The organism is Rhizobium sp. B230/85 (genome assembly GCF_019355735.1).
In the GTDB taxonomy this organism is placed as follows: Bacteria; Pseudomonadota; Alphaproteobacteria; order Rhizobiales; family Rhizobiaceae; genus Rhizobium; species Rhizobium rhododendri.
In genome coordinates, this window is record NZ_CP072157.1 from 1,270,770 (window position 1) to 1,288,088 (window position 17,319).

Consider the following 17,319-nt stretch of genomic DNA (forward strand, 5'->3'; position numbering starts at 1 on the left):
GATGCTCGTCCTTCGGTTCTGCACAGTTCACGTCGGGACGAACAAAAACAACGAATGTAACTGCATTGCAATTCGCCTGCGCTGAAATTCTGCAACTAATTCATCAGCGCCGTGCCGCTGGCCGCGAGATCAGGCTGCCTCTATGGCCGCCAGCGGCTCGTCGTACCGCATCAGCCGGGCGGCGTTGCCGAGCACCAGCAGGGTGCTGACATTGTGCAGGATGGCCGCCACCAGGGCGCCCTCCGTGCCAAGAAGGCCGAGGGCTGCAAGGATGACGATGGTGACGGTCCAGCCAAGGCCGATGACGACATTGGTCTGCAAGGTCTGGCGGCAAAGGCGGCTGAGGCGGACAGACGTGCCGAGCCTGCGCAGATCACTGCCGATCAGGATGATATCCGCCGAGGCAAGCGCGATGTCCGATCCGCCGACCCCCATCGCCACGCCGACGACGCCAGCCTTCAGTGCAAGCGAATCGTTGATGCCATCGCCGACGACCATCGGCCGGAAACCGCTGCTGATTTCGCGCGACACCCGCATTAGCTTGTCTTCCGGCAGTGCCTGCGCCGCAATATCGGTGATGCCGACTTCGGCTGCCAGGGTGTCTGCCACCGACCGAAGGTCGCCTGTCAGCAGCAATTGCCGGGCTAGGCCAAGGTCACGCAGATCGGCCATCGCCACCGAGGCCTCCGGCTTGATGGTGTCCGACAGCAGCAGCCAGCAGGCAAAGCGTCCATCGAGCGATAGGCCGGCTATCGGGCCGTCGTGATCGGGCGGCGAGGGTGCCGCGACCGAAAGTCGGGTAAACAATTCCGCCCGGCCGAGTGCCGCTTCGCCGCCTTCGGTCATCGCTACGACACCAAGCCCCTGGACCTCGCGCAGGCCGGTCAGCGGTAGGTAGCTGGCCTGCGGCACGAGCGAGGCGAGGGCGCGACTGACAGGGTGGCTGCTGGCAGCGCCGAGCGAGGCGGCAAGAGCCAGCAGGGCCGGTCGTTCCGCGTCGCTAACGGCATTCATCTGCTGCAGACGCAGTTGCCCGTAGGTCAGTGTTCCCGTCTTGTCGATTACCACCGATGTCAGGTCGGCCAGTTCCTCAAGGAAGGCGGAGCCGCGAATGAGGATGCCGTGCCTTGCCGCCACCGCAATGCCGGCAACGGCCGTGGCCGGAGCGGACAGGACGAGGGCGCAAGGGCAGGCAGCAACCAGCACGGCAAGCATGATCTGGTCGTCATAGGTGAGGAACCAGGCAAGGGCCGCAATCATCAGCACCAGTGAAAGATACTGGTAGGCATAGCGCTCGAGCAGCCTCGTGATCGGCGGCTTGGCATTTTCGGCGCGTTGCATCAGGGCGATGACCTTGCCGAGGGTCGACTGCTCGCCGGTGCGCGTCACCTCGAGACGCAGCAATCCATCGAGATTGATTGCGCCGCCGAAAATGTCCATGCCGAGACTGACTTCGAGAGGCACCGCTTCGCCGGTGATCGGCGCGGTGTCGAGACTGGCCTGGCCCTCGACGACGCGGCCATCCGCCGGAACGCGGTCGCCGGCCCTGACTTCCACGATGTCGCCGGGCTTTAGCGACGCATTGTCGATCTCCTCGATGTTGCCATCGGAAGTTACCCGGCGGGCGAGGCTGCGGGTCAGCTGCGCCAGGGCGTCCATCGCCTCCTTCGACCCGATGACACTTCGCTCCTCCAGCACGTGGCCGAAGATCATGATGATCGGCAGCAATGCTGCGGTCAGAAGGTCGCCCGTGGCCCAGGCGGCGAGCATCGCCAGCGCGATCAGCTGGTCTGTGATGCCGTGCAGGCTTGGATGGCGCAGGCTGTGCCATGCCGAACGGATGACAGGCACGGAGACGATGATCGATGCTGCGGCAAACAACAGCTGGCCGATGCCGGCCTCGTCGGGCAGGAGCCATCGCCAGCCGAGGCCCAGCACCAGCAGCCCGACGGCTACCATGGCCAGCAGCAGCTGGAAACCGGCGCTTCTCTTTTCGTTCGCCGTCAGCAGGCCGGTGCCGAAGATCTGGCTGTGCGCGTGCGAATGCCCGTGGCCGTGATGGGACCCGTGACCATGATGCGAATGTCCAGATGCCTCGCTCATTTTTCCACTCCCTGCAGAATGAGGCGGGCATCGTCGCGCGGATCGACGGTGACGACGGAGCCCGCCTGCGACAGGATGGTTGCGATCCTTGCGCGGTAGAGGCGCTGCAGCAGGCCGGGGTCGCTGTTTCTGCCTTGCGTGGTCGCAAGACCGGTGATCGTGGCTGTGTCGGTGCGGGCCTTGCCGACGCGCTCGGTTGCCTGCGCCTGGGCCAGCTTGACGACGAGATCGGCGGCCTGCGCAGCCGCCTGGTTCTGCTTTGCGGCATCGTTACGGGCGGCAGCGATGGCCTGCTCCGCCTGCTGGCTGGCGGTCAGTACGCCGTCGAAGGCTGCAACGGCTGAAGCTGGCAATGACGACTGGACGTCTGCTCGTTCAACCTCGATGCCAAGCCCGAGGCCCTGCGTTGCCAGCGCGCGAAGGCCGTCGTTGATGCCGATGACCAGGTCGGCCCGCAGCCGTTCGCGCCTCTCGGCAACCCCGCTGTCGGCGGCGACCAGCTCGGGCCTGGCGACAAGAATGCTGTCGAGATCGCGGGAGGCGCAGACCATCACCGCGCTGCGTGTCGCAAGCCGGTCCAGCGCCGGTATCACATGAGCGCCCTGGAGGACGTAGGCCACAGGATCGGTGACGCGATAGAAGACCCTCACATCGAGATGAACGGCGCTGGCATCGGCGGTCAGCAGATAGCCCGATCCGGCCTCCGCATCGCTCTGGAGACCTGTATTGGAAGTCACGAGGTCGGCTGTCGGTGACCTCAGCAGACCTTCGACCTTGCGCTCAATCACCTGAGCAGCATCGGGTACCAGCAAAACCCGCTCGAAAGGCTGTGGCCAGGCGAGCGTCAGGCCGGCGTTCTGGACGCGGTTCAAGGCGCCGAAACGCATCACGACAGCGCGGCTCTGGGGCGGGATCTGGCGGATATTCGACGTCGCCCAGGAGATCGCGGCTATCAGCATAATGCCGAACATCGCCATGAAGGCGAGCCGCACGGCCTGTATATGCGGCGCCGCTTTGCTTTGTCGCATGCCGGACATGTTACTGCTTCCCGGGATCTGGCGAAGGCGGTGTCGGGGCGCGTGGAGCCGAGACCGGCGGTCCGTCTATCAGGGCCCGGAACGGCGCAGCATCGGTGCGCAGGATCAGCCGCGTGTTGGCGTTGACGATCGTTGCCAGCGTATCCAGTGATCGGAGCATCTCGTAGAGTTCGGGCGCGGTCTTGTAGGCCGCCCCGTAAATCTTGGCAGCCTCGACACGGGACCTGGCTTCGATATCGGCGGCCTTGACCGATGCGTCGGCTTGCATCACCCGCGCGTCCCGTTCGGCTGCAGAGCGGATTTCCGCCGCCTGTCGCTTGCCAACCGCAGCCCGCTCTGTCGCAATCGTTTCACGCTCGGCGCGCATCCGGTCGACGGTCGCATCCAGCGTCACCGATGGCAGCGTCAGGCGCTCGATACCGACCTCGACAACGCGGACGCCATAAGTATCAAGCAATGATTGGGCAATCTGGTCCTTCAGCCGCGATTCCAGAGCCGAAATCTGTAGCTTTGAAGGATCTGGGTTTATCAGCGCCGAGAGGTCGTAGTTGGCAGCCACGGTTTCGAGCGAGGAACCGAGAAACGTGCGGATCTGGGCTGCAGCCTGGTCGGGCTGGTTTTCCACCGAGCGAACGAAGCGCTTTACGTCTTCCGCATCCGGCGGGACCTGCCAGATCGCGTAGACCTCGGCAATCACACGCAACCCGTCCCTGGTGCCGACATCCTGCAGCCCGCTCGACGTGGACTTGGCGCGCAGGTCGACATCGATCGTCGTTTCGAAGGGCAGAGGATAGCGCAACGCCAAACCCGGCTCGATCAGGACGCGGGTCGGATTTCCGAAGCGCGTGATGATCGTGGCTGCGCCGGAGCGAACCTGGACGACGCAGGCCGCAGCGACGACGATCAGCGCCAGTCCGACGGCGAGCACGACCCGATACCACCGGAAGGGCATCGCCTCGCTGCCGTGCTCATGATGGTCGTGGTGATGATTGTGATCGTGATCTTCGTGCTGATGCACATGGGTCATGGCTCGACCTCGTCGTTTCCTGCGGGGGCGCTGGCCTTGGGGGCCGCGTCCGGGTCAATCGGCATCGTCATGCTTCTGAGATCGATGGTCGGCGCTATCTCTCCGCCGATACGATGGTCGAGGATGAGCGCCTTGGCCTGGCCCAGCCCCGATGTCAGCTGGGTGAAATAGGCCTCGTCGAGGAAGACCCGGCCAACGTTGCGGTAAGCGGTCTGCTCGGCCTCGAACCGCAGCCTGGCGACGTCTGCGGCAGCAACGCTTTCACGTGCCGTGGCTGTTGCCTTGTCGCGCCCGAGGCTGACGATGCGCTGCGCCTCATTGGCCGATTGGGCGGCAAAACCGCGCTCGCGGGCGACCAGCGCCTGCGCTGTGATTTCGGCGGCCTGGACGGCGTGGTAGGCATTTGCGGCGCCTGCCGGCGGGTGAATGGCTTCGACCACCACCGCCAGCACTTCTATGCCGCTCTGAAGACGATCGAGGTCAGTCCGGATGGCAGCGGCAATTTCGTCCGCCATCTCCAGCCGGCCTGAGCCCAGCACATCGTCGAGGGTCCGGACGGCGAAATCATGCACCAGCACGCGACTGGCCGTCGCCTCCATCAGCGCCGGGATATCGGCCGTGTGATAGGTGGCGTCGAGGGCTGCCCGGTCGGACAGACCGATGCGGTAGACGAAGCGCACGTCCATATTGACGATCTGGAAGCTCTGCTTGCCCTCGGACCGGCTGGCGATAATCTGCGACTTCTCGCTGACATGGGTTCCATCCCACAGCCTGTTGGCACCGCTCGGTGCGGGTCCCTCGGCATCGGGCGCCGATAAATCGCTGCCGTCGCTGACGAAGGAGGTTGCGAGTTCGTGGACAATGCCGTTTTCGACAGAGACGGTCCGTCCGAAGGGCCAGGGTAGCCCGACATGCAGGCCGGAATGGATGACCGCGATGGGTCTTCCGAAACGCTCGTAGATGCCGCGCCCGCTCATCGGCACCGCAGTGACGCCGCTGAGAAGCCAGCCGACGACAGCAATGGCCAGCGCGACGGCGGGGAAAGTCCTGCCGATGAAGGTCAATGCCCAGATCTGCCGCAGATCGATGCCATGCCGGCTGCGCAATTCCGCCTGCAACGCTGTCAGCGGGCGTGGCGGCCAGCGCAAGATGCCGGCAAATAGGCTCTCGGCAAGCAATTGCGGCGGCCGTTCATCGCTCTGCGGGCCGAACATCGCAACGACGGCGCGCACGAGAAACTCCAGTCCCACCAGTATCGACAGGAAGGCAAGCAGGGCCGGCACCTTGACGGCCCAGAGATAGCCGGAGCCCACCAGCAGCAGGGAAAATGCCGAAAGCGACAGTGTGACGATCGGCAGCCGCGCGAGGAGCATCAGCGATTGGGCTTCGGGCCATTCGTCGGCATCGGCGGCGGCAAAGCCGCGCTCGACCACCAGCAGTCCGAAGGCGAGAACCAGGCAGAGGCCGCTGATCGTGTAGGCCATGGGGCCGAGGAAAAACGGCTGGGCGACCCAGGAAAGAGTGTCGAAGGCAACGAGCATCGAAAGAATAGCAAGGGCTGCAAGCGATGCTGCGCGTGCACCGAGGCGGTGTATGGAGGAGGCGGCGAGCATGGCGATCTTGCCGCTGAGACGCTCGATACGATCCTGCGACGGGCCGTCGCCGGGCTCTGTCGTGTTCCATGGTCGTAGTAGCAGGCCGCGCAGATGCTGCGACCACGCCGGTGCTGCCAGGCTCGAAAGCCCGGCCTTTCGCCGACGCCAATCGGCCACCTCGATGGCGGATCGCAGCCCGGTCGCAAACAGCATCAGGGCTGCGGCGTTACAGCCAAAGAAGGTCGGCCAGATCGATGCGGGGGCAAATGCGCCGGTTGCCCAACTGGCAATGAGCAAGACGGCCGCAGCGAGCCATACCCGCCCGCCATGCGTCGAGAGGGCACGGGCCTGGATTGCAGCGCGCTGATATCGCGGGGATGTGTCCGGATTGTTGTCCGGGTTGCCGAAGGACTTGTTCATCTGCACTGTTCGAGCACGACGCCGCGTGTATCTGAATACATTAGACCGGCAGGATGACCCGATCGGCGGCCAGATTATTAGGCGCCTTCCGACCCCGATGCTAGACCCTGTCGCGTGCAGCGCTTCAATTTCGCGGCAGTAAGGTGGGTGCGAAGCCACATTCCCCCATGGCGGGTGCAAAGGATAAACAGTTCGCCCGACAAACGGGACATGCGCGCGATTTTTGCCCGCATGTCCCTCACATGCCGATCAGGCGGCAAGCATGCCGTGGGGATCGAGCACGAATTTCTGTGCCGCCCCCTGATCGAAACTCTCGTAGCCCTGCGCTGCTTCTTCCAGCGAAATGATCTTTGCGTTGACGATATCGGCGATGGGCAGTCGGTCGTGCAGGATCGCCTGCATCAGCTGCCTGTTATACTTGATGACGGGTGTCTGGCCTGTGTGGAAGGACTGCGCCTTCGCCCAGCCCAGTCCGAACCGCATCGACAGGTTGCCGAGCTTGGCGGCGCTATCGACGGCGCCGGGGTCTTCCGTGACGTAAAGCCCGGGGATGCCGATGGAGCCTGCAGCGCGGGTGATTTCCATCATCTGGTTAAGGACGATGGCCGGCTGTTCGCCACCGGCATGCCCGCGCGCTTCGAAACCGACGGCGTCGATCGCGCTGTCGACCTCGTTGCTGCCGGTCACCTCGGCGATCATGTCGCCCAGCCTATCGCTGGCCGACAGATCGATCGGCTCGAAGCCGACCTTGGCGGCATGCGCCAGCCTCTCCTTGTTGAAATCGCCAATCATCACGACGGCGGCGCCGAGAATACGCGCAGAGGCTGCGGCTGCGAGGCCAACCGGTCCGGCGCCGGCGACATAGACGGTCGAGCCGACCCCGACGCCCGCCTTGACGGCACCGTGAAATCCGGTCGGCAGAATGTCGGATAACATGGTGAGATCGCGGATCTTGGCCATGGCCTTGTCACGGTCCGGAAATTTCAGAAGGTTGAAGTCGGCATAGGGGATCGTCACGTAACGGGCCTGCCCGCCGATCCAGCCGCCCATGTCGACATAGCCGTAAGCGCCGCCGGCGCGCGCCGGATTGACGGTCAGGCAGACGCCGGTGTCCTGGGCCTTGCAGCACCGGCAGCGACCGCAGGCGACATTGAACGGTACCGAGACGATGTCGCCGATCTCGAGCATTTCGACATCGATGCCCTTCTCGATGATCTCGCCGGTGATTTCATGGCCGAGAACCAGGCCAGGCAGGGCGGTCGTGCGACCGCGTACCATATGCTGGTCGGAGCCGCAGATATTGGTCGAGATGACTTTCAGGATGACGCCGTGCTCGATCCGCCGACCGTTCGGGGCCTCGAGTTTGGGATCGTCGATATCCCGGACCTCGACCTTGCCGGGGTTCAGATAGACCACGCCTCTGTTCTTGCTCATGATGATCTCCTCCATTGTTTGCCTGATCGACTCCTCTCGATGCAGGCAAGTGATCGTAGCGCGATTTTCGTCCGTTGGGTTGCCAATGTTCGAGGTCGCGTGGACATTATTCCATCGAACAGCGCTCCACGGGTCACCGGCCTGCGACGTCGGGTGTCTCGCACAGGGCAAGGCGCGCAATTTTCCGATATACCGATATGCGCGATCTCTCACCGCGCAGGCCTTTCATCTGCTACCGTCACGACAGCATCGGCCTCGGGTCGACAATGGAGCATGTCGAACATGGCGTCACCCAGTATTCTCCTCACGTTCAACGCGGGCTCGTCGTCCGTCAAGATCGGCATTTTCGAGATCGAAGACGCAACCGCCAGGATGATCGGCAAGGCCGTCATCGACCTCAGGGCAAAACCGCTGGTGTTCCAGGTCAGCCAGGGTCCCGAGCCCTTCGAGGCCGAAATGGAAAGCACGGTGACGGCCGATCTGCACGAAGTCATCGACGAAGCTTTTAAAATCCTGGCCGGCCATTTCGAGATGGATGCCATGGTTGCCGCCGGCCACCGCGTCGTGCATGGCGGAGACAGGTTCCTCGAAGCCGTCAAGCTCGACGACAGCGTCATCGATGCCATCGAGGCATTGACCCCGCTGGCACCGCTGCACCAGCCGGAGGCACTGCGCTTCATCCGCGCTGTCCGGCATCTGCGCCCGGACCTGGCGCAATCGGCCTCGTTCGACACGGCCTTCCACGGGACGCAGGACGAGCTTGTGCGACGCCTCGCCATTCCGCGCGCGCTGCATGACGAGGGCATCAAGCGTTACGGGTTCCACGGTCTCTCCTACAAATTCGTGGCCGCGGAACTTTCCCGTCGGGCCGAAAAGTCGGTCGGCAAAACCGTGATCGCCCATCTCGGCAGTGGCGCGAGCCTCTGCGCGCTGGAAGATGGGGTCAGCCGAGATTGCAGCATGGGCTTTTCCACCCTCGACGGCATTCCCATGGCAACCCGGCCCGGATGGCTGGACGCTGGTGTCCTGCTGCATCTGATCGGCCAGAAGAAGATGGCCTATGCCGAGGTTGAGGATCTGCTTTATCATCGATCCGGCCTGCTCGGTGTGTCTGGCACCAGTGCCGATACGCGGGCGCTGCTGGCGGACGACCGGCCGCAGGCAGCCGAGGCCATCGATCTCTTTGCGCTGAGGATCGCCGGCGAGATCGGCAGGATGGCCTCGACGCTCGGCGGTGTCGATACGCTGGTGTTCACGGCCGGCATCGGCGAGCATCAAGCGGCCATCCGGGAAAAAATCGTCACGCGTCTTGCCTGGCTCGGAGCGCAGATCGATGCGTCGGCCAATGCCGAGAACGTCTTCGTCATAAGCAAAGCCGAAAGCCGGATCGCAATCCATGTCGTCGCCACCAACGAGGAGCAGGTGATCGCCGACGAAGCCCTGTCGATTATCGGCCGAATTTGATCCATGTCAGATTATTGACGTCCGGTTGCGTTAGTATCGCGGACGAAGCCTAGCCGTGTGGGCCCGGCAGTTGCACCGCTTCGGTCGACATTATCAGGCCATGTGTACAATCGACATGAGGGATCAAGATGGACGGGAACACAAAGTCGGTAGCAATGCCGCTCAGTGCCGAAGAACTTCACTGCATGGATGCCTGGTGGCGGGCGGCGAACTACCTCAACATCGGTCAGATCTACCTGTCCGCAAATCCCCTGCTGCGCGAAGAGCTGACCGTAGACCATATCAAGCCGCGGCTGCTCGGCCACTGGGGAACGTCGCCCGGCCTCAACCTGATCTATGTCCACCTCAATCGGCTGATCAAGAAATACGATCTGGACACGATCTATATGGCAGGCCCCGGCCATGGGGGCCCTGCCTTGATCGCCAACGTCTGGCTGGAAGGCAGCTATACGGAGTTCTATCCTGACATTACCCGCAACGAAGCAGGCATGCTGCGGCTCTTCCGGCAGTTCTCGACGCCCGGGGGCGTTCCGAGCCATGTCAGCGTCCCGACGCCCGGCTCGATCCACGAGGGCGGTGAACTCGGCTATGTGCTGGTGCACGCTTTTGGCGCCGTCATGGACAATCCGGACCTGCTGGTCGCCGCCGTCGTCGGCGATGGCGAAGCCGAGACCGGGCCGCTTGCGGGCAGCTGGAAGAGCATCGATTTCATCAATCCCACCCGTGACGGCGCGGTGCTGCCGATCCTGCATCTCAACGGCTACAAGATTTCCGGGCCGACGGTCTGGGCCAGGCACAGCGACGAGGACCTGACCAAATTCTTCGAGGGCCAGGGTTACAAGCCCTATTTCGTCGAGGGCGATGTGCCAGAAAAAGTCCACCAGGCATTTGCGTCGGTGCTCGAAACTGCAGTGCTGGAGATCCGCGAGATCCAGTCGAAGGCACGCAGCGGTGCCTCGCATGGGCGACCGCAATGGCCGGTGATCGTCTTGCGGACGCCAAAAGGCTGGACGGGCCCGAAGGTTGTCGACGGCCTGCAGATCGAAGGCACGTTCCGCGCCCATCAGGTGCCCGTTTCGGACGTCCTGACCAAGCCGGAGCATCTTCAAATCCTCGATGATTGGCTTCGCAGCTACAAGCCGGAGGAGCTTTTCGATGACGCGGGATGCTTCCGCGCGGAATTTGCCGATCTTGCACCTGCCGGCAATCGCCGCATGGGTTCCAACCCCAACGCCAATGGCGGCCTGCTGACGGTGCCTTTGAAACTACGGGATTTCGAGAACTATCAGTTCAAGTTCGAGGAGCGTGCCCGCCAACGCATCGGCTCTACCAGCGTTCTCGGCAACTATCTGCGCGATATCTACGAGGACAACCCGCATAATTTCCGGCTGTTCTGCCCCGATGAGACCAATTCGAACCGGCTCGGCGCCATCTTCGACGTTTCCGACCGATGCCTGGTCAGCGAGATCCTGCCCGGTGACGATCACGTGTCGCATGATGGGCGGGTGATGGAAGTACTCAGCGAGCACTGCTGCCACGGCTGGCTGGAGGGCTACACGCTGACCGGCCGTCACGGCCTGTTTGCGACTTACGAGGCCTTCGCCATGATCGTCGATTCCATGTCGATGCAGCACGGCAAGTGGCTCGAACACGCAAAGCGGGTACCATGGCGCGCCGACGTTCCGTCGCTCAATTACTTGCTGACCTCCACCTGCTGGCGCAACGATCATAACGGTTTCAGCCATCAGGGGCCCGGCTTCATCGATACCGTCATCCACCGCAAGCCGACCGTAGCGCGCGTCTATCTGCCGGCCGATGCCAATTGCCTGCTGTCGATTGCCGATCATTGCCTCAGAAGCGTCAACTACCTGAACCTGATCGTCATCGACAAGCAGCCGCAGTTGCAATGGCTGACGATAGACGAAGCCAAGGTCCATTGTGCCAAGGGCGCCAGCGTCTGGGACATGTACAGCAACCAGCCGGACGAACCGGATGTCGTGCTGGCCTGCGCCGGCGACATCCCGACGCAGGAGACGATAGCCGCTGCCTGGATGCTCCGGAAGCACGCGCCCGGCCTCAAGGTGCGTGTTGTCAACGTGGTCGACCTGATGCGGCTGTCACCGGCTGACCGCCATCCCCATGGCATGACGGATGCCGATTTCACCGACATCTTCACGCAGACGGCGCCGGTCATTTTCACCTTCCACGGCTACCCCGGCGTCATCCACGATCTGCTGCATGGACGTGACGCCCATGATCGCTTCCACGTTCGCGGTTATCTCGAGGAGGGAACGACGACGACGCCATTCGACATGGTGGTTCTGAACAGGATCAGCAGGCTGCATCTCTGCCTGGATGTCCTGCGCTATGTGCCGGGCGCGCTGATCGAGCATGGAGAAATTGCGACCCTCTGCACCGAGATGCTAAAAGAGCACGATCGCTATATCCGCGCGCACTTCGACGACCTGCCCGAGATCAAGGATTGGGTCTGGTCGGACTAGCAGTCATCAAGATAATGGCAGCGAATGACCGTCGCCCTCATTCGCTGCTGTCGTCGCGGCCGCTGAACACGTAGCCGATGCCCCGCACCGACTTGATAATTTCCGGCTTTTTCGGATCGCGCTCGATCTTCTTGCGCAGACGGGCGATTTGGGCGTCGATCGTCCGGTCGAAGGCTTCGAGATTGCGGCCCCGGGTCATGTCCATGAGGGCCTGTCGCGTCAGGACCCGTCGGGGGCTTCTCGCCAGAACCGCGAGCATGTCGAACTCACCCGTCGTCAACTCGATGTTGGCATGGTCGCTCGAGGACAGGACGCGCCGGTCGATGTCCAGTGTAAAGCCGTCGAAACGGATCAGCTCCCTCACCTCTACCGGGGCTGCCGGCATTGGACGACGGCGGCGCAGGATCGTCCGGACGCGGGCAAGGACTTCCCGCAGGTGAAAGGGTTTTGCGATGTAATCGTCGGCACCGATCTCCAGTCCGACGATCCGGTCGATGACATCGTCCCGGCCGGTCAGCATGATGATCGGAATGTCGGAGCCGGCCCGGATATCCCGCGCCAGCGTCAGTCCATCGTCGCCGGGCAGCACGAGGTCGAGAAGTATGGCGTCGAATGCCATCGTCGTCATGGCCCGCTTCATCGATTTGCCGTCATGGGCAACGGTGACCCCGTAGCCTTCTTCCTCGAAATACCGCTGCAGCATCTGGCAAATTCGCGGGTCGTCATCGACGACAAGGATATGAATTTTCGAAATCAAATCATCAGGCATGGCGTCGCCGATCGTAAACGCGGGGCGGCTGTTACAGTCCGTTACAATTTGGCACTGTTTATCACAGCGGCATCGTTCCTACGTAACGGGCGACGGGTCAATTGCTCTGGTGAAATGAACAGAGGTTTGACCCATGTTTTCGGAAAGTGCTCATCATCTTTCGACCAACGTAGTCCGAATGACGCCGGGCGGCCCCTCGACGCTCTCTTGCGCCTTCCAGTGGCGGCCCCAGGAAATGCTCGATGCCGGCGATGCCCTGTTCTGGGAGGGTGACAAGGCAAGCCACATTTTCGAGGTGACCGAGGGTCTGTTTCGGGTCTGCAAGATCATTGCCGATGGCCGTCGCATCATTACCGGCTTTCTCTTCCCCGGCGACATCATCGGCCTCTCGTTTCGCAATCTCTATCTGTATACGGCAGAGGCCGTGACATCGGCGAGGGTACGCCGCTGCTCGCGGCTCCATTTCCAGCAGGCAATCAACGAGGACGCCGGACTGCAGCCGAAGCTGTTTGCGAAGTTGTGCGAAGAAATGGCGGCAGCGCAGGATCACATGGTTCTGCTCGGTCGGAAATCCGCCGAGGAGCGCCTTTGCAGCTTTTTCCTGATGCTGGCCCGCCGGCACGAGCGCGCTGCAGAGTCCAGAATGACAGTCGACCTGCCCATGAGCCGCCAGGACATAGCCGACTTCCTGGGCCTGACGATCGAGACCGTTTCGCGCAACATCACCAGACTGACGATAGCAGGCGTCATCAGTCCGGTTGGCAGGCACAGCATTGAAGTGAGGTTGAACAGGCTTTCCTTGCTTGCGGGAGATTGCGATGCAGACAATAACAACACACCGGATGACAAGAGACGCCAGTTGGCCAATTGCTGACCGTCGGGATAGAGGCATGATAGACAGTTTCACGGCACATCGCGGTTCCGACGATCTGGGAAAAGGCGAGATCGAGCGCATCCTCGACGGCGCGACCATCATCGTCCACGGACTGGATGGGGTCGTTACCCGCTGGACCGGCGGATGCGAGGAGCTATACGGCTGGAAGCGCGAGGAGGCGCTCGGCCGGCTTGTCCATGAACTGCTGGCGACGGAATTCGCAGTCCCGGCCGACAAGGTGCAACGTGACCTGCTCGCCAACGGCGTGTGGACCGGCGAAGTCAGGCAGAGGCGCAAGGACGGACAGGTGCTTCATGTCGCAAGTCGCTGCGTGATCGCCGTGCGGGAGGGAGACGGCACGCGCGTCATTTTCCAGACTAACAACGACGTTACGGCCCTGCGCCATGCGCAGGGCGAGCTTGCAAGCCGGGAGGTCCATCTCAGCTCCATTCTGGAGACGGTGCCGGAGGCCATGGTGGTCATCGACGACGTCGGGAAGATCACATCTTTCAGCGCCGCTGCCGAGCGCCTTTTCGGCTATGGAGCAGCAGAGATCTGCGGGCGGAACGTTCGCGACCTCATGCCGCAGCCCGATCGCAACGCCCATGACGGATATCTGTCTCACTATATGACCACCGGCGAGCGGCGCATCATCGGCTACGGGCGCGTCGTCACCGGCCAGCGCAAGGACGGAACGCTGTTTCCGATGGAGCTCTCCGTTGGCGAGGCCATTTCGAACGGCGAGCGGATTTTTACCGGGTTCATCCGCGACCTGACCAGCCGGCACCGGATTGAGGAAGAATTGCGCCAGGCGCAGAAGATGGAAGCCGTCGGGCAGCTGACAGGCGGCCTTGCCCACGATTTCAACAATCTGCTGACTGTGATCAGCGGCAATCTCGAAATGCTGGAAGCCAAGCTGCACGACGAGGGGCAGCTGTCGCTGTTGCGCGAGGCGCAGTATGCAGCCGAGGACGGCGCGAAGCTCACGGCGCAACTGCTTGCCTTCGGTCGAAGGCAGCCGTTGCATCCAAAGCCCGCCGACATCGGCAAGCTGGTCGGCAGCTTTTCCGACCTCTTGCGAAGGACGCTCGGCGAAACCGTCGAACTGCGCACCGTCGTCTCCGGGTCTTCCAATCTGGCGCGGGTCGATACATCGCAGCTGCAGAATGCGCTTTTGAACCTGACATTGAACGCCCGGGATGCAATGAGCGAAGGCGGGCGGCTGACGATCGAGATCAGTCGCGTCCGGCTGGATGTAGACTACGTCACACGCTATCCCCATGTTCGCACAGGCGATTACGTGCTGATCTCGGTGGCTGACACCGGCGAGGGAATGCCAGAAGATATCCGCAAGCATGCATTCGAGCCGTTTTTCACGACCAAGGCCATGGGTGCAGGGACGGGTCTCGGCCTTAGCATGGTCAATGGTTTCGCCAAGCAGTCGGGCGGGCATGTAGAGCTTGAGAGTATCGAGGGGTCCGGCACCAATGTGCGGATATTCCTTCCCGTATTGCGCGATGCGCAGCCTCCCGAGATGGCCGTCGCGGCCGAGGTCGGGGATGGCCCGCGCGGCAGCGAACTTATCCTGGTCGCCGAAGACGATCCGCGTGTGCGCCGCATCGTCGTGGCGCGGCTGGAGGAGGCCGGTTACCGGGTTCTGGAGGCTGCAAACGGCCCGGATGCGCTCACCCTGTTCGAAAAGACGCCCGATATCGCACTGATCCTGACCGATATCGCCATGCCGGGTGGCATGACGGGCGACGAGCTGGCGGAGCGCGCGCGCCTGCTGCGGCCCGACGTCAGGATCCTGTTCACCTCCGGCTATGCGTCGCCGCAAATCGCCGAGGGCGAAATGTCGAACGACGCCAGCTGGCTGAAGAAGCCCTACACGGCACGCGAACTTGCGGTGCGACTGCGGGAATTGCTCGACTGATACCGGCGGGGTGCTGGACGGACGTTTTCGGTGCGAATTGACAAAACGTTGACCCCTTTGCGCTAGCCTGCCCGAAACCACGCTGGAGCCGGACATGTCGATGCGCCTTTACCGTTATGCCGTCATGATCGCGTCGCTTGTGTTTCCGGGCCTCGCCGCCGCTGAGACCCAGTGGACGGCGCAACTCAACCAGTGGTCCGTCGGCTTCGACGCCGGAACGGATGCGCCTTACTGTCGGCTTCTCTGGGACAGTCACCTCGGCAAGACCGTGGAATTCCGCGCAAGCCGCGATACGACGCGCTGGCTCGTCTCCAGGGATGGCTGGTCCATCCCCGCAGGAACTAAGACCACCGTCACCATTGTCGATGGCACCCGACGCATCGTCGCGCCTGCCGCCTTTTTCGATGCCAGGACGCTGCAGGTCTGGACCAAGGATGGCAAGACCAGCGACGGTCCCATCAGGCGGCTGGTCACCGATGCGTTTCAGGGCAGGCCCGACGTGCAGCTGACGTTTTCCGGAAATGAGCCGGACTGGACCGTGCCAATGTCGCGCGTGCAGACGCTTTATCCGGAGTTCGTCCAGTGCATGGGCCGCCTGAGCGGCCAAACCCCTCAGACCGCAGAGACAGCGTCAGCCCAGCCATTCTGACGAGAGACCCGCATGCTGTGCCCGGACCTCAGACTGCAAGACTGAAGCGGCTGGTTGTGTCCCATCGGTGGCGGTCGAAGATCGCTGCCGCGACACGAACGACAGCGCGTCCTGCTGCGGTCATTGCCACAACACCCTCCTGCACAACGACCAGTCCGTCGTCGATCATTGGCTGAAGTGCGGTGAATTCGTCCGCGAAATCCTTTCCGCCAGCGACCTTGCCAAGGTCGACGCGAAAATTGCACATCAGGGATTCGATGATTTGCGCCCGTACCTGGTCATCGGTGTCCATCAGGCAGCCACGGATGCTGGCCAGCTTTTTCTCTCCCACCGTTCGACAATAGCGCGGATTGTCCGCCATGTTCTGGACGTATCCATCCGGAAGCCTCGATATCGCCGAGGCGCCGAAGCCGAGAAGCATCGGGCAGTCGTCATCGGTATAGCCCTGGAAGTTGCGGTGCAGCCGCTGCCCGTGGCACGCGATGGCAAGGCTGTCATCCGGCCTGGCGAAATGGTCGAGCCCGACTGCCTCATAGCCATGCCGCAGGAGTTCCGAGAAGACGGTTGCCGCTTGCTCGATGCGCTCGGCCGAAGTGGGGAGGGCGCTGCCGTCTATCTGGCGCTGGTTGGCCCGGCGGTCCGGCATATGGGCGTAACCATAGCATGCGATGCGATCCGGACGCAGTTCGGCGACTGCCTGACAGGTCCGCGTCAACGAGGATACCGTCTGCTTCGGGAGGCCGTAGATAAGGTCGAAATTCAGTCGGTCGATTCCAGCGGTCCGCAGATGGGCGACGGCGGACTGCACGGTTTCGATCGGCTGGATGCGCCCGATCGCGGCCTGCACCTGCGGGGCGGTGTCCTGGACACCGAGGCTGGCCCTGTTGATGCCCATCGCACGAAGGTCGGCAGCCAGCGCTTGGTCGACATGGCGTGGGTCGAGTTCGATAGCGTGTTCGCCGGCCTCCTCGAATGTGAAGTGCCTGTGCAGGACGTCCAGCACGGATTTCATGCCGGATGCACCGAGAATGCTCGGTGTGCCGCCGCCCCAGTGCAACCGGACAACATTGGGTCTGCCGCCGAGATGACCGGCGACCGTCTCGATTTCCGTCTCAAGCGCCCGCCTGTAGGCGTCGATGACATCCTCGCGGCGGGTAAGCTTGGTATGGCAGCCGCAATAGAAACAAAGCTCGCGGCAATAGGGGACGTGCAGGTAGACGGATACTCGTTGACCGGCACCCACGCGCCCGAGCCAGCGGGCGTGGTGATCCGGAGTGACGGCCGCTGAAAATTCCGCAGCCGTCGGGTAGGATGTATAGCGCGGCACGGCAAGGGCTGCATAGCGCCGTACGATATCGTCGCCGCTGCTCATTTCCCGTCGCGGTCCCGGTCAGGTTTGGCGGGGACAAGCGCGAGCTGACGATCCTCGCGCATCTCGAACCACATTGCATTGAGGATCGCGAAGGAACAGGCCAGCCCGACGCCGAGGATCCAGGTGAAATACCACATATCG

General features: G+C 62.7%; 13 protein-coding genes. 5 read left to right on the top strand and 8 right to left on the bottom strand.

Going from position 1 to position 17,319, the window contains the following annotated elements:
- Window positions 1-129 precede the first annotated feature (129 nt).
- The 5 genes from J5289_RS23850 to fdhA form a co-directional block, all read right to left on the bottom strand.
- Complete coding sequence (locus J5289_RS23850) at window positions 130-2,103, bottom strand: heavy metal translocating P-type ATPase (RefSeq protein WP_209207124.1); 1,974 nt, start codon at window positions 2,101-2,103, stop codon at window positions 130-132.
- Window positions 2,100-3,140, bottom strand: coding sequence for an SPFH domain-containing protein (locus J5289_RS23855; RefSeq protein ID WP_209207123.1), 1,041 nt, complete (start codon window positions 3,138-3,140; stop codon window positions 2,100-2,102). The genes J5289_RS23850 and J5289_RS23855 overlap by 4 nt, the downstream gene beginning before the upstream one ends.
- A gap of 1 nt (window position 3,141) precedes the next feature.
- Complete coding sequence (gene hflC / locus J5289_RS23860) at window positions 3,142-4,167, bottom strand: protease modulator HflC (protein WP_209207122.1); 1,026 nt, start codon at window positions 4,165-4,167, stop codon at window positions 3,142-3,144.
- Entirely contained in the window at window positions 4,164-6,182 is a 2,019-nt protein-coding gene (gene hflK / locus J5289_RS23865) for a protease modulator HflK (protein WP_209207121.1), read from the bottom strand. The genes hflC and hflK overlap by 4 nt, the downstream gene beginning before the upstream one ends.
- Window positions 6,183-6,431: 249 nt before the next feature.
- Window positions 6,432-7,616 (bottom strand): formaldehyde dehydrogenase, glutathione-independent, encoded by a 1,185-nt coding sequence (fdhA, locus tag J5289_RS23870; RefSeq protein WP_142830947.1) that lies wholly within the window; start codon window positions 7,614-7,616, stop codon window positions 6,432-6,434.
- 282 nt (window positions 7,617-7,898) lie between these two features.
- On the opposite strand from fdhA, the gene J5289_RS23875 reads away from it, so the two are divergent.
- Together J5289_RS23875 and J5289_RS23880 are read left to right on the top strand one after the other, a co-directional pair.
- The gene (locus tag J5289_RS23875) at window positions 7,899-9,080 is read left to right on the top strand and encodes an acetate/propionate family kinase (protein WP_209207120.1); all 1,182 of its coding nucleotides are present in this window, start codon (window positions 7,899-7,901) and stop codon (window positions 9,078-9,080) included.
- Window positions 9,081-9,208: 128 nt separating this feature from the next.
- Complete coding sequence (locus J5289_RS23880) at window positions 9,209-11,581, top strand: phosphoketolase (RefSeq protein ID WP_247750705.1); 2,373 nt, start codon at window positions 9,209-9,211, stop codon at window positions 11,579-11,581.
- Window positions 11,582-11,618: 37 nt separating this feature from the next.
- Here J5289_RS23880 and J5289_RS23885 read toward each other — a convergent pair whose 3' ends face one another.
- Window positions 11,619-12,350, bottom strand: a complete 732-nt coding sequence (locus tag J5289_RS23885) for a response regulator (protein WP_142830950.1) — start codon at window positions 12,348-12,350, stop codon at window positions 11,619-11,621.
- 133 nt (window positions 12,351-12,483) lie between these two features.
- On the opposite strand from J5289_RS23885, the gene J5289_RS23890 reads away from it, so the two are divergent.
- The 3 genes from J5289_RS23890 to J5289_RS23900 all read left to right on the top strand — a co-directional run bounded on the left by J5289_RS23890 (window position 12,484) and on the right by J5289_RS23900 (window position 15,806).
- Window positions 12,484-13,224, top strand: a complete 741-nt coding sequence (locus tag J5289_RS23890; protein WP_224128394.1) for a helix-turn-helix domain-containing protein — start codon at window positions 12,484-12,486, stop codon at window positions 13,222-13,224.
- Window positions 13,225-13,240: 16 nt separating this feature from the next.
- Window positions 13,241-15,157 (top strand): PAS domain-containing sensor histidine kinase, encoded by a 1,917-nt coding sequence (locus tag J5289_RS23895; protein ID WP_219276577.1) that lies wholly within the window; start codon window positions 13,241-13,243, stop codon window positions 15,155-15,157.
- A gap of 94 nt (window positions 15,158-15,251) precedes the next feature.
- Window positions 15,252-15,806: a hypothetical protein gene (locus tag J5289_RS23900; protein WP_143123121.1), complete on the top strand. Its 555-nt coding sequence runs from the start codon at window positions 15,252-15,254 to the stop codon at window positions 15,804-15,806.
- A gap of 28 nt (window positions 15,807-15,834) precedes the next feature.
- Here J5289_RS23900 and hemN read toward each other — a convergent pair whose 3' ends face one another.
- Together hemN and cydX are read right to left on the bottom strand one after the other, a co-directional pair.
- Window positions 15,835-17,178 carry an oxygen-independent coproporphyrinogen III oxidase gene (gene hemN, locus J5289_RS23905; RefSeq protein ID WP_209207118.1) on the bottom strand — a complete coding sequence of 448 codons (1,344 nt, stop codon included), beginning with the start codon at window positions 17,176-17,178 and terminating at the stop codon, window positions 15,835-15,837.
- Window positions 17,175-17,315 carry a cytochrome bd-I oxidase subunit CydX gene (gene cydX / locus J5289_RS23910; protein ID WP_142830954.1) on the bottom strand — a complete coding sequence of 47 codons (141 nt, stop codon included), beginning with the start codon at window positions 17,313-17,315 and terminating at the stop codon, window positions 17,175-17,177. Before cydX ends, hemN begins: the two co-directional genes overlap by 4 nt.
- Between the last annotated feature and the right edge of the window lie 4 nt (window positions 17,316-17,319).

Coding starts and splice junctions, on each gene's coding strand:
- J5289_RS23850 (WP_209207124.1), bottom strand. CDS start 2,103: ATGAGCGAGGCATCTGGACATTCGCATCATGGTCACGGGTCCCATCAC.
- J5289_RS23855 (WP_209207123.1), bottom strand. CDS start 3,140: ATGTCCGGCATGCGACAAAGCAAAGCGGCGCCGCATATACAGGCCGTG.
- hflC (WP_209207122.1), bottom strand. CDS start 4,167: ATGACCCATGTGCATCAGCACGAAGATCACGATCACAATCATCACCAC.
- hflK (WP_209207121.1), bottom strand. CDS start 6,182: ATGAACAAGTCCTTCGGCAACCCGGACAACAATCCGGACACATCCCCG.
- fdhA (WP_142830947.1), bottom strand. CDS start 7,616: ATGAGCAAGAACAGAGGCGTGGTCTATCTGAACCCCGGCAAGGTCGAG.
- J5289_RS23875 (WP_209207120.1), top strand. CDS start 7,899: ATGGCGTCACCCAGTATTCTCCTCACGTTCAACGCGGGCTCGTCGTCC.
- J5289_RS23880 (WP_247750705.1), top strand. CDS start 9,209: ATGGACGGGAACACAAAGTCGGTAGCAATGCCGCTCAGTGCCGAAGAA.
- J5289_RS23885 (WP_142830950.1), bottom strand. CDS start 12,350: ATGCCTGATGATTTGATTTCGAAAATTCATATCCTTGTCGTCGATGAC.
- J5289_RS23890 (WP_224128394.1), top strand. CDS start 12,484: ATGTTTTCGGAAAGTGCTCATCATCTTTCGACCAACGTAGTCCGAATG.
- J5289_RS23895 (WP_219276577.1), top strand. CDS start 13,241: ATGATAGACAGTTTCACGGCACATCGCGGTTCCGACGATCTGGGAAAA.
- J5289_RS23900 (WP_143123121.1), top strand. CDS start 15,252: ATGTCGATGCGCCTTTACCGTTATGCCGTCATGATCGCGTCGCTTGTG.
- hemN (WP_209207118.1), bottom strand. CDS start 17,178: ATGAGCAGCGGCGACGATATCGTACGGCGCTATGCAGCCCTTGCCGTG.
- cydX (WP_142830954.1), bottom strand. CDS start 17,315: ATGTGGTATTTCACCTGGATCCTCGGCGTCGGGCTGGCCTGTTCCTTC.